This is a genomic window from Pseudoalteromonas piscicida, from assembly GCF_000238315.3.
Lineage (GTDB): Bacteria > Pseudomonadota > Gammaproteobacteria > Enterobacterales > Alteromonadaceae > Pseudoalteromonas > Pseudoalteromonas piscicida.
This window is the reverse complement of record NZ_CP011924.1, coordinates 2,235,618-2,247,782: the sequence shown is the minus strand read 5'-3', so window position 1 is coordinate 2,247,782 and position 12,165 is coordinate 2,235,618. Positions and strand designations below refer to the sequence as shown.

9 protein-coding genes are annotated in these 12,165 nt (G+C 43.5%); 3 read left to right on the top strand and 6 right to left on the bottom strand.

Annotation, left to right across the window (positions count from 1 at the left end; all coding sequences use genetic code 11):
* Nucleotides 1–130 precede the first annotated feature (130 nt).
* On the top strand, nucleotides 131–2,452 hold the full coding sequence (gene mrcB / locus PPIS_RS10430) for a penicillin-binding protein 1B (RefSeq protein ID WP_010372255.1): 2,322 nt from the start codon (nucleotides 131–133) through the stop codon (nucleotides 2,450–2,452).
* Nucleotides 2,453–2,494: 42 nt separating this feature from the next.
* Here the strand turns inward: mrcB and PPIS_RS10425 are convergent, their stop codons facing one another.
* The 5 genes from PPIS_RS10425 to PPIS_RS10405 form a co-directional block, all read right to left on the bottom strand.
* Nucleotides 2,495–4,336 carry a methyl-accepting chemotaxis protein gene (locus PPIS_RS10425; protein ID WP_010372252.1) on the bottom strand — a complete coding sequence of 614 codons (1,842 nt, stop codon included), beginning with the start codon at nucleotides 4,334–4,336 and terminating at the stop codon, nucleotides 2,495–2,497.
* Nucleotides 4,337–4,504: 168 nt separating this feature from the next.
* A complete protein-coding gene (gene hemL, locus PPIS_RS10420; protein WP_010372249.1) occupies nucleotides 4,505–5,785 on the bottom strand; it encodes a glutamate-1-semialdehyde 2,1-aminomutase in 1,281 nt (426 codons plus the stop codon).
* Between the two features lie 12 nt (nucleotides 5,786–5,797).
* Nucleotides 5,798–6,814, bottom strand: coding sequence for an aspartate carbamoyltransferase (locus tag PPIS_RS10415; RefSeq protein ID WP_010372246.1), 1,017 nt, complete (start codon nucleotides 6,812–6,814; stop codon nucleotides 5,798–5,800).
* Nucleotides 6,815–6,938: 124 nt separating this feature from the next.
* Nucleotides 6,939–7,373 (bottom strand): CopD family protein, encoded by a 435-nt coding sequence (locus tag PPIS_RS10410; protein ID WP_010372243.1) that lies wholly within the window; start codon nucleotides 7,371–7,373, stop codon nucleotides 6,939–6,941.
* Nucleotides 7,374–7,393: 20 nt separating this feature from the next.
* Complete coding sequence (locus PPIS_RS10405; protein WP_010372240.1) at nucleotides 7,394–9,076, bottom strand: chloride channel protein; 1,683 nt, start codon at nucleotides 9,074–9,076, stop codon at nucleotides 7,394–7,396.
* 336 nt (nucleotides 9,077–9,412) lie between these two features.
* Between PPIS_RS10405 and erpA the strand changes: the two genes are divergently transcribed.
* Together erpA and PPIS_RS10395 are read left to right on the top strand one after the other, a co-directional pair.
* On the top strand, nucleotides 9,413–9,751 hold the full coding sequence (erpA, locus tag PPIS_RS10400; RefSeq protein ID WP_010372235.1) for an iron-sulfur cluster insertion protein ErpA: 339 nt from the start codon (nucleotides 9,413–9,415) through the stop codon (nucleotides 9,749–9,751).
* A 736-nt stretch (nucleotides 9,752–10,487) separates the two neighbouring features.
* A complete protein-coding gene (locus PPIS_RS10395) occupies nucleotides 10,488–10,730 on the top strand; it encodes a helix-turn-helix domain-containing protein (RefSeq protein WP_010372230.1) in 243 nt (80 codons plus the stop codon).
* A 44-nt stretch (nucleotides 10,731–10,774) separates the two neighbouring features.
* Here PPIS_RS10395 and PPIS_RS10390 read toward each other — a convergent pair whose 3' ends face one another.
* The gene (locus PPIS_RS10390; protein WP_010372227.1) at nucleotides 10,775–12,160 is read right to left on the bottom strand and encodes an AmpG family muropeptide MFS transporter; all 1,386 of its coding nucleotides are present in this window, start codon (nucleotides 12,158–12,160) and stop codon (nucleotides 10,775–10,777) included.
* Nucleotides 12,161–12,165 lie beyond the last annotated feature (5 nt).

Sequence of the window (12,165 nt, the reverse complement as noted above, 5' to 3'; positions counted from 1 at the left end):
GTTCTCGTTGTCTAAACAAAGTGAGTCCAGCAGGGCTCACTTTTCTTTATAAATATTATTCTACTTTCAGCAGTTGTTAATTTAGGTTACCCTACCATCTTGCGATTCATTTTTTAGTTTTACTTGGGTCATGACGGATAAAAAGAAAAGAACACCTGCCAAAAATTCAAACGTCAAAGCGAACACTTCGCGTAAAAACAATACCCAGCAAAACGGTTCTAAGATGCAAAGAATTAAAGGCCGTGTACTGAGCACGTTGTGGTCTTTCTTTTGGAAGGGGACTATTGCGGCGATATTCCTTGTAGCAATCTATATCATCTACTTAGACGCCAAAATAAGCCGCCAGTTTGAAGGCAATAAATGGGAACTTCCCGTGCAGGTTTATGCCAGATCGATGCAGTTTTTTCCTGATCAGTTCCTTAATGAGGATGAAGTGCTGTGGGAGCTGAAGCGGCTTAATTATTCCCGTGTAAATCGTATCAGCCGTACCGGTCAATATACCGTTCAAGGTCGCACAATCACCATCCATCGTCGCGCGTTCGAATTCTACGATGGCCCAGAAACCGCGCGTATTTTTACGCTTAATTTTGCTGGTAAGAAGCTTGCCAATATTGTTGATAATCAAGGTCGACGCTTAGCTGACGCTCGCTTAGAACCAGTGCAGATTGCTCGGATCGGCAATGAATCTCGGCAAGACAGAGAGTTTGTTCCGTTCGATAAATTTCCTAATATTTTAAAAGAAACGCTGCTGGTGGTAGAAGATAGAGACTTTTACCAACATCATGGTGTTTCTGCGCTGTCTATTTTACGTGCGCTGTATGCCAACATCAAAGCAGGGCGAACCGTGCAAGGTGGCAGTACGCTTACGCAACAGCTCGCAAAGAACTTTTATCTCACCAGAGATCGCACCTTAATCCGCAAGGTGAATGAAGCGTTCATCGCATTGATTTTAGATTTCCGTTACAGCAAAGATGAAATCCTCGAAGCCTATTTGAACGAAGTGTTTTTGGGGCAAACCTATAATCAAGGCGTTCATGGTATGGGGCTTGCGGCCGATTTTTATTTTGGTAAGCCGGTGGACGAGCTTGAGTTTGACCAAGTCGCTATGTTAGTCGCGATGGTGAAAGGGCCGTCTTTTTATAACCCAAGACGCTACCCTGAGCGGGTAATGGAAAGACGTGATTTAGTCTTAAGGCTAATGGTGGAAAACGACCTTATCACAACGCCTGAGTACCGCGCAGCGCTGGCAAGGCCGATTGACGTACAGCCTTTAAAAGCGAGCCGTATGCAGTCTTATCCTGGATATTTGGAGTTGGTGAATCGCGAGTTAAAGAAACTGGTGCCTGATGATGACATTGTCGACTCTGGAATTCGGATTTTTACCTATCTCGATTTACAAAAGCAAACGGCGATGGAAGATGCCGTTAAAAAGGGCTTGCCTTACTTAGAGCGCCGCTTTAAAACGGAAGATTTAGAAACTGCAATGCTGTCAGTTAATGTTGAAAAAGCGGGTGTATCGGCGTTAGTTGCTGGTCGTCAGTTGAAGTTTTCAGGTTTTAATCGAGTGTTAGACACCGAGCGCAATATAGGTTCACTGGTCAAGCCTGCTATTTACTTGAGTGCCTTGTCGAATCCAAACTACCATTTGGGCATGCTACTTGATGACAGTCCCCTTGAAGTGACCGACGGTTCAGGTAAGGTTTGGTCTCCAGAGAACTTTGATCATAAATTCAGAGGCCAAGTGCCAATGTTTGAAGCGTTCAGCAATAGCATCAATATTCCAGCGGTAAACCTTGGTCTGGATGTGGGTGTTAATCGAGTCGCACAAACTTTGAATGAGCTTGGTGTCTCTAAGTCGATTCCACTTTATCCTTCTTTATTGTTGGGCGCGTTAGAGCTATCCAGTTTTGATGTTGCAGAGGCCTACACCACACTTGCTGCAGATGGTAAGCAGAGCGAGTTGACCAGCGTCATGGCTATCACCGATTCACTGGGTAAACTGGTATACGAACATCCTGTACAAAAAAGCCAAACGCTAGACAGCGATGCAGTATACATGACGAAATATGGCATGAAGCGCGTAACTAAAAAAGGCACGGCAAAACGCCTCAATCTTCATTTCCCCTCTATTCAACTTGCAGGGAAAACGGGGACGAGTAATGATTTAAGAGACAGCTGGTTTGCCGGTTTTGACCAAAATACGGTCACCGTTGCTTGGATTGGTCGTGATGATAACAAGCCAACGGGGTTAACGGGCAGCCAAGGTGCGCTTGAGCTCTATATTCGTTACCTAAAACCACTGAACCCACAAGCGATTGTTTATGAGCGTCCAAAGTCCATTCGCTGGGCGTTTATCAATCCAAAAACGGGTAAGCAGTCGCCTCCGAGTTGTGGTCCTGTATTGCAGCTACCTATTAGAGAAAGCATGTTCGAACCAAGACCTGGGTGTTGAGCAAACTACTGGCTGCTAGGGTTTGTTGACCCTAGCCAGTCTCTAAGCTTTAAATTTATCGATTTCTTTATTTAAAGTTTGTGAGAGCTTGCCAAGTTTTTGTGCATCACTTTGGGTCGCTCTTGCGGAACCCAGAGTATGCTGTGCTAAGTTACTGATCTCAGATGATTCATTCAATGCGTGTTCGGTCGCTTGGGTTTGTTGTTGCACTAACTGACTGATCAGTTTCCCTTGTTCATCTATGTCTCGCATGCTTTGCTCTGCGTGCTGTAGGACTTCATTGGTATCATTCGCGGCGATAACACTTTGTGCCATATTGTCTTCACTGCTGCGCATTTTGTCTTGCGTGTCTCTGGATGCAGCTTGTAAAGATTGAATAATATTGTGTATTTCTTCCGTTTGTTGCTGCGTTCTTTGCGCAAGCGTTCTAACCTCATCCGCTACCACCGCAAATCCTCGGCCTTGTTCACCTGCACGAGCAGCCTCAATTGCGGCATTGAGCGCGAGTAAATTGGTTTGCTCGGCAATCTCTCTAATCGCGGAGCTCACCTGACTAATGTTTTGCGTGTCTTCCGCTAGCTTATCTAAGGCTGCACGACTTTGTTGAAACTCAGCTTGTAGTTCGGTCATTTGCTCTGCAAGGGCTGTGGTATTGACGCTACTTTGCTTTACTTGTTTGGCTGCTACGGAGGCCAGCTCTGTTGCGCTAAATGCGGCATCCTCAACTGAGCGAGCGGACTGTGCCATATTCTCGAGAGAATGGTGGATAGACTGGATTTTATTCTCCTGCTGGGCAACGTCCTTCTCAGTATCTTGGCTTATTTTATTGAGTGTTCTTGTTGCATGCTGTAGCTCGTCACTACTTAATCGAACGTTGCCAAGCAAAGAGATAAAGGCACGTAGTACCGCATTAAATTGTTCAATAATTTGGCTAAGCTCGTCGGAACCAGTTGTCTGCGCTTTGATGCTTAAATCCCCTCGGGAAGCGCTCTGCGCTGCATGTGAGAAAGTCGTGATGGTGCCCATGACCGAGGAGTAAAAGCCAACCATAAGATAAATAGCGATGATCAGTGCGAGTAGTGAAGCCAAGGCAACGGTGTTTCTGATCCACCGTTGCTGGTTTTGTTTTTCGGCGACAAGCCCGGCAAGCGTGGGTGTTGCAACATTAACAAACTGCTTGATAGCATCACTTGCACTTTGGTAGTAACGGTTAAATTGCGCTTGTGAGAGTGCCAGTTCATCAGGGTCTAACAAACCTGTTTTCACCGCTTGCTGGTAATCAGAGAGGCTAGACTCAAGCTCAGCTAAGGGCTGACTAAGCTGCTTTTTGAGTCGCTGATTATCATTGATAGCAATGTTAAGTTTGCCTGAAAATAGTGTCGTGACGCCTGGCAATCCTTTGTTTAAATTGGACAGCGCAATAAAACTATCTGGAGTAAAACTGCCTCTACTGATGATATCGCTTGCTTGCGCTTCAATTTCATTGATTTGCGATATAAGTCTTGGCGCAGACTCAACAAGTGTGCGATTCAGGTAACTGCGTCCAAGATCATCATCAACGGCAAGTTGAGAGGCAATTGAGAGCTGCTCAAGGGCGCTTGCGCCCACGGCGCTCACTTTGGGTAACTTAGTGCGTTGCAATAAAATTGAATTATCGGAAGCTTTACCCGCTAAAATGTTTTCCAACATACTGGGGTAAAGTGTGAGCCCTTGCCTCTGCATCTCACTGACTGAAATAGAATGGTTAAGTACACTGTTTAGAAAAAACAAGCTGAGGCTTAGTGGTAGTAATAAAATGCCAAATACAACGGCCATTTTTGTTTTGTATCGCAACCGTGCCATCAAACGGGTTGCAGGATTAATAAGCGTATTAAATCCAGCCATCACTTCCTCTGTATGATAGTTTTAACTTTGCACAGTGTTATTAATTATGTGCGCCTAGGTTAAATAGACCGAAGCTTTTGAAAAGCTTATTCAAAGCGTAGCTGAAAAAACAAAAAAAGCCCTGAGCGGGCTTTTTAAATACAAACTAATGTGGGTTGCAATCAGTGATTACAACTTGGCAAATGCACGCTTTGCAGCATTGATAGTGTTAGTGATTTCTTCGTCAGAATGCATTGTGCTCACGAAACCCGCTTCGAATGCAGATGGGGCTAAATAAACGCCTTCATCTAGCATCAAGTGGAAGAACTTTTTGAAGCGCTCTAGGTCGCATTCAGTTGCTTGTTGATAGCTGGTTACTTTTTTAGCGTCAGTAAAGAAGAAGCCAAACATACCACCCGCGTAGTTAGTCGTAAGCGCGATGCCTGCTTCATCAGCAGCAGCTTGAAAGCCTTCACACAGGGCTTTACTTTTAGCTTCAAGCTCTGCGTGTAGCCCTTCTTTTGAAAGCAGCTCTAGCGCTTTTAAACCAGCAGCCATGGCAATTGGGTTACCAGATAGCGTGCCCGCTTGATAAACCGGGCCAACTGGGGCGATGTAATCCATGATTTCTTTTTTACCACCAAACGCACCCACTGGCATACCGCCACCAATCACTTTACCTAAACAGGTTAAGTCTGGGGTGATGTTGTAGTACTGTTGAGCACCACCAAGTGCAACACGAAAGCCTGTCATGACTTCATCAAAGATAAGCACACTTTGATTGTCAGTACATACTTCGCGTAGGCCTTCTAAAAAGCCTTCTACTGGTGGAATGCAGTTCATGTTTCCAGCAACTGGCTCGATGATCACACAGGCGATTTGATCTTTGTACTGCTCAAAAATAGCTTTTACTTCATCAAGGTTATTAAATGAAACCGTTAACGTATGCTTAGCAAAATCGGCAGGAATACCTGGTGAGTTAGGCACGCCCATAGTAAGTGCACCTGAACCTGCTTTAACAAGCAAAGCGTCAGCGTGACCGTGGTAACAGCCTTCAAACTTTAAGATCTTATCGCGGCCGGTGTAACCACGAGCAAGGCGAATAGCGCTCATGGTCGCTTCTGTACCAGAGCTTACCATGCGCACTTTTTCAATAGATGGTACTAGCGCTTTTACTTTTTCCGCCATTAGGATTTCAGTTTCCGTCGGCGCGCCGTACGATAGGCCATTTTCAACTGCTTCAAGCACTGCTTGTTTAATCTCAGGATGGTTATGACCTAAGATCATCGGGCCCCAAGAACCCACATAATCAATGTACTGTTTACCATCGGCATCAAAGGTGTGAACGCCTTCGGCTTTGGTAATAAATAGTGGCGTACCACCTACACCATTAAAAGCGCGAACAGGAGAGTTAACGCCTCCAGGGATTGAGTCTTGGGCGCGTTTAAATAAGTCTTGACTGATTGTCATTGTCGATCCTTTTTAGCTTTCACGTTTGCGGCTAAACCAAGGTACTTCTACCTCGTGTTTTTCCACTTGGTTTTCAACACCTAGCGTTAGGGCAAAAAGTGCCATACGGATCAATACACCATTTTGAACTTGGCGGAAGATAGCTAGGTTGTCGTTGTTATTTAGGTCGTTGTCTAGCTCGTTTGCATCGCTACGGCTGTCGCGAGGTAATGGGTGCATTAATACTGAGCTAGGTTTACAGTGAGCGTCATAAATCGCTTGGCTGATCCTAAAGCCACCACGGTATTTGTTTGCTTCTTCTTGAGAAGGGAAGCGCTCTTCTTGAATACGAGTCTGGTAAACGATATCGGCAGCTAAATTGCCTTCCATCTTAGACACGACTTCAATACGGTGACCGGCATTGTCTACGACATCTAAAATAGACTGAGGCATTTGTAAGCCATCCGGTGCAACCATTGTAAAGCGGATATCTTTGTAGTGGCTAAGTAACTTTGATAAAGAATGCACGGTACGGCCGTATTTTAAATCACCGACTAGGGCGATGTGCATGCCGTCAATTCCGGTACCAAAGCGGCTAAGCTCTCGGTCAATCGTCAGTAAGTCCAACAGTGCTTGAGTTGGGTGTTCATTAGGGCCATCGCCACCGTTGATGACAGGAACGTCGGAACCAGTTGCAAACTCGGCTACTGAGCCTGCGTCTGGGTGGCGCATAGCCACGGCGTCAGCATAAGCAGAAATCACACGGGCGGTATCATACAAAGATTCGCCTTTTGCCAGTGCTGAGCTTTGCATACCTGTGGTTTCACGGACTAGGCCGCCTAGCAGGTTAAATGCGGTGCCGAAACTTACCCGTGTTCTCGTGCTTGGTTCAAAAAATAGATTTGCCAAAATCGCCCCATTAAGTACTTGGGTACGTTTTTGCTTTTTAGCATAGGGTTCCATTTTTTTGGCAATGGAGAAGATGTGTTCAATAGAATCTCTGTCTAATTGATTGACAGAAAGAATGTTTTCACCTTGGAAACTGAACATTTGGCGATTCCTAAAGACAAATTGACTACCGGGTTGCAAGGTCGCTCACCCAACCAGATAACACGCAGATTGTGGGCGGTTACTTGGGCGCATATTATACCCAAGTACCCCCAATAATGCACGGTTACAGTGCAGGTTTTAAAGCGGCAAGAAAGACAATGGCTAATAGAATTAGTACGGGAAATTCGTTGAAAAAACGATAGAACTTGTCGCTTTTACGATTGCGATCATGTTTGAAGTCGGCAAGTAATTTAAAGCAATAACCATGATACATATAGAGTAAAATCACTAAAGTCAGTTTATAGTGTAGCCACATACTGTGCTTAAACCACTCACGTCCGTATTCTGTAATCGTTAAGACCCCAAACACAGCGGTGAGAATAGCAAATGGGGTTACAAAAAAGAGCAGACGGCGCTCCATGATTTTGAGCATTGAGCCACAAGATTTTTCTTCAGTCATCGCGTGGTAAACAAAGAGACGTGGTAGATAAAAAATCCCTGCAAACCAGGCAATCATAAAAAAGATATGTAAGGCTTTATACGTTAGCAATAAGCTCATTATAAATTCCACTTTTTAGATTAGAGTAAACTGTTTCTGGTGGTGAGTATGTGACGAATTTGGTCCCATCGCAATAACCCAAGTATTTGTTTTTCATCCTTTTGGTTGTAGATATACACTGCGCCTGAACGTTTATCTTTTAGCACATCAAAGGCGTCTGCTAAGGTCGCTTGTGTGCTTAGCCCTTGTAGCTCGATATAAGAGACCGATACGCTGCCCTCGGAGATTAAGTTTAAATCGTATTCGGCTAAGCGGTAGCCGCTTTGTTCATCATAAACAATGAGCGGTGTTTGGCTATCAACCGCGGATAGGGTTTCCTTTATCTGCTCTTTGTCATCGGAATAGAGCAGTTTAAAATTCTCATCCATCTCGGCTACTATTCCTACTTTCTGTAATGCCTCTTTTGCCGGGGATACTTGGTAAGGCAGCCCTTGGAAATCTAGTTGTTGGATAAAAATAGAGCGGTTGCCAAACGCCTGTAAAGCCGTAACGTAAGCTGTGGTGATCACCAGCATAGCTGGAACGATTATTTTTGGATTGGAAGTCAGCTCCATTACCGCTGTGAGTGCAGCAAGCGGGGCGTGCAAAGTCGCCGCAAGTAAGCCTGCCATACCGAGTACACCATAAGTTCCTGCAACATCGACGCTGGGTTCAATAAACTGGGCAAAGAAAGACATCAAGGTGCCCATGATAACCCCAAGCCCAATCACTGGACCAATAATACCACCGGGAATACCAAGTCCAATCGCAAATAAAGTCGCCATCAGCTTAGCAATCAATATTGTGGTGAGTAGCTGTAAGTTATGTGGAGATTCAACGGCTTGGGTGATAGCGCTCATACCTGAACCCATGGCTCCCGGTACGGCGTAGCCAATTAATCCCGCAATTAAACCCGCTAATAAAAGGCGAGGGAACATACTGATGGGCTTAAAAGTTTTGATGATCAGCATTAGATTTTGATTAAAGGCAAATGCAACCGCTCCTAATGCTGCACCACAAATAATTAAATAAGGGTAATGCCAAAAACTCAACGGAGTAATATGAATGAGCGCTAGCTCGGAACTATTACCAAACACATATTGCGTGCTCATTGCACCGATCACTGAGGCTAACATCACGGGCACGAAAATGTGGATTTTATACTCCCTGAGCACGACTTCCATAACGAATATCACCGCCGCGAGCGGAGTGTTAAATGAGGCAGCAATACCTGCAGCTACACCGCAACCGGCCAAAGTTCGCGCGGCATTGAGTGGTAGATGTAAACGCTCTGATAGAATGCTCGCTGCTGTTGCCCCCATGTGTACAGATGGTCCTTCTCGACCAACAGAGAAACCACTGATCAAAGCAACGGCACCACCAAAAAACTGGTTCGCAGAATTCCAAATTGGCATATGACCGTAGTGGTGTTTGATCCGGTTGATCACATATGGAATGCCCAAACGGTAATGCTTAAACCCGGTTAAGGCGGCAAAGACCGCGATGAGTAGCGCAGCAAGCACAGGCAAAAATAGCCGATGTAGCTCAGAAAGCTCGGTAAAGTCATCAGGTTTATCGAGAAATGTGCCTTGGATTAATTCAATAGTAAGACGAAAAGCAATGATAAGTATCGCCGCAAGCAGGCCAGCACCGGCACCAAGTAGGCACAGTTGCGCTGAAGTTTTAGGTTTTGCAAGGCTTCGTCTTAATGTATCCAACGACATGAACGTCATTCCACAATAGTAAACCGTTTAAGAATATCAAATTTTTTACACTAAGTCCTTGTGCTAACGCAACTTAACTGAGGCAATAGTCTTATTTCCTTTGGTTTAGCATATAGATACCAATTTATATCAATATACATTCAATAGCAGGTTAGGTGCAGAGTTAAAAATCTCTCTATGACAAAAAATAAATAGAAACCTTTTGACAGGTGAACGGCGAGTTCTTTCCTCCAAAAATAGATCATTTATCAAAGATAATTGGTACAAACGCTATACTTGATTAAAATACTCAGGTATTAGATAATTTGCAGATTACAGGATTAGGGGTCTAAATCTATGTCTGAACAATTACCAATTCAGTTTTCTGACGCTGCCGCAAGCCGCGTAAAGGAACTTATTGAAGAAGAAGAGAATGCCAATCTTAAGCTACGCGTGTATGTAACGGGTGGCGGTTGCTCAGGCTTTCAATATGGTTTCACTTTCGATGAAAAAGTAAATCCAGGTGATTTGGAAATCGTAAAAAACGGTGTCACTATGGTTGTCGATCCTATGAGTATTCAGTATTTAATCGACGGCATCGTGGATTATACTGAAGGGCTTGAGGGCGCACGTTTCTTTGTGAACAATCCCAATGCAACAACCACTTGTGGCTGTGGCGCAAGTTTCAGCGTCTAGACTTTATTCGCACTACGTTCCACTAAAGAGTCATGCGTTTGTCATGGCTCTTTTTGTTTCTACCCATCACAACTCAATTTGCTTTATTCGTCACAAACTACCTGTTAAATACATCATTAAGACAAAAAAGCCTAAAACAAAAGATGAAAATACTAAGATGTAGATAAAGCCTTTTTTCCCTTGCTTAAGCGGCACGCCGTTAGAACGAAGGAAGTAAATCCAGCCTAAGCACAATAGAATTGGCAGTAAAAACAGTAATCGAATCATCTAGTAATAGCCTCTTTTTTAACCACTTAGTAAATGTTAGCTGTAAGTTTTTATTTTTTAAAGAAAAATAATTTATTTCAAATACTGGTACATTTTTTAAAAAATTTGTTAAAGTGTTACTGGATATTACAACCCTTAATGAATTAAGAAAAAGTAAAAAATTAATTAGGTGTTACTCGTGTTTTAGTCTATACCTAATTGGGTACATAGGGACAAGTTAACATTTTGTCTACGTGTTACTGGTTTGGTATAACTTATCGCAGCTAGCTGGTAAGTTGTACCGCATTCGGGGTAAACTGTAAGCTTGATCGAGTTCTAAAGACAAAATGCTGAGTTCATACAGGCTTAACATTTTGCATTGTAGAGTTCCTCGATAAGCTACAACTGTAATATTTAGATAATAACTAAATGAGACGGGCATATTTCATTTAGATAATTTAGTCTTTCATCTAGTAGGAGATGTTTAATTATGATGGGTAAAACGGTTTCTTCTGAAGAAAACGGCAAACTAACGAAGTGGCTAAAATCAAAGCGCCACGAGAAAGGTCACACAATGCGTAGTCTTGCGCAGGTGTTAGGTACGCCTCATTCATTCATCGGTAAAATTGAAAACCAAGAGCGTCGATTGGATGTCATTGAGTTTTTACGTTACTGCGAAGTGTTAGAAGTTGATCCTTATGAAGGCTTACAGCTAATCAAAGAAGATCAATAAGTGTTTAGTTAGCAAGAACGTAAAAGGTGCAAGGACCTGCACCTCTAGCTTTTGTTAGCATGATACGCCTTTTCAATAGCATAAAGCTTGTGCCGAATTAAATATAAAAACAATAATGACGGAAGCACCATAAGCGCAGTTAGCGCGAAGAAGAGTGCCCAATTACCTCCAAGCAAATCATCTATCACAAAACCACTATAGCCTGATAGCACGGTACGGCCTAAGCTACCAAGTGATGCAAGTAAGGCATAGTGGGTTGCGCTAAACGCTCTATCACAAAGCATAGAAATAAACGCCACCATTGCTACCAGTGACCAAGCTTGGGTAAAGCCGTCCACCACAATTGCTAGCGCGTATAGATGTTCTTTAGGGCCTGCAATCGCAATCCAAGAAAACATTAAATTTGATGCGGCCATTGCAACACCACTAACAAATAGGCCCTTCACGATACCGTATTTATGGTTAAAGATACTGCCAAGAAAAGCAAATACGATAGTGATCACACCGGTACCAAGCTTTGAATATTGCCCAATTTGGGTGTTTGTAAAACCGACTTCTTTATAAAATACGATGGACATACGGGCTAAAAAGGCCTCTCCTATCTTAAATAGGAAAATAAAGGCGAGTAGGGCGCATGCCGTTTTAACCCCATTTTTTTCAAAAAATCGCTTAAAGGGTTCAACCAGAGTCACGGCAAGCCAGGCATAGATCTTTTTAGAAGCATTTGATGAAGCGCTGTGGTTAAGTTTTTGCTCGTAACTCTTCTGTAGCTGTGCCTGTACTTGCTCGCGATGAGACTTTGGTTCTTTTGCCAACAAAGTGACAACTAATAAACACACTACGATGACGCTTAGCATCTGATAGATAATGGGCCAACTAAAGCCGGGTAAATCAGCCATAAAGAACGGAATTGCACCGAGTAAGGCATAGCCAGACCACCAACCTGAAGTCGCCATCGCTGCCGCTGCTGTTGCCTTTTCACTTTCGTCTTCTGGTAAAATGTCGATGCGATAAGCATCTATTGCAATATCTTGGGTAGCTGAAAATAACGCAATAATAAAGCACAATAATGCAGCATGCGAAAGATGGTCTTTAATTGAAATAGTGGCTAATGCAAAGGTGGCAACAATAATAATAAACTGGCAACTTGCTATCCAGCTTCGTCTTTGCCCTAAGCGATTATACAGCAGGGGAATTTTTATGCGGTCAACGAGTGGGGACCACAAAAAGTTAATTGTATAGGCGCCATATACTAAGCCAAATAGGCCAATGGTGCTACGGCTTAACCCTTCATCTTTAAGCCAAGCTGACATCACCGAGCCAATCAATACCCAAGGAAAACCGCTACTTATTCCAAAAGCAAAGACAGTTAATAGATGTTTGTCTTTGTAATAACCAAGATATTGCGAAAAGCTAGATGATATCAACATAAAAG

Bases quoted from the DNA above. Each gene is read 5' to 3' on its own strand.
- mrcB (WP_010372255.1), top strand. From the start codon at position 131: ATGACGGATAAAAAGAAAAGAACACCTGCCAAAAATTCAAACGTCAAA.
- PPIS_RS10425 (WP_010372252.1), bottom strand. From the start codon at position 4,336: ATGGCTGGATTTAATACGCTTATTAATCCTGCAACCCGTTTGATGGCA.
- hemL (WP_010372249.1), bottom strand. From the start codon at position 5,785: ATGACAATCAGTCAAGACTTATTTAAACGCGCCCAAGACTCAATCCCT.
- PPIS_RS10415 (WP_010372246.1), bottom strand. From the start codon at position 6,814: ATGTTCAGTTTCCAAGGTGAAAACATTCTTTCTGTCAATCAATTAGAC.
- PPIS_RS10410 (WP_010372243.1), bottom strand. From the start codon at position 7,373: ATGAGCTTATTGCTAACGTATAAAGCCTTACATATCTTTTTTATGATT.
- PPIS_RS10405 (WP_010372240.1), bottom strand. From the start codon at position 9,076: ATGTCGTTGGATACATTAAGACGAAGCCTTGCAAAACCTAAAACTTCA.
- erpA (WP_010372235.1), top strand. From the start codon at position 9,413: ATGTCTGAACAATTACCAATTCAGTTTTCTGACGCTGCCGCAAGCCGC.
- PPIS_RS10395 (WP_010372230.1), top strand. From the start codon at position 10,488: ATGATGGGTAAAACGGTTTCTTCTGAAGAAAACGGCAAACTAACGAAG.
- PPIS_RS10390 (WP_010372227.1), bottom strand. From the start codon at position 12,160: ATGTTGATATCATCTAGCTTTTCGCAATATCTTGGTTATTACAAAGAC.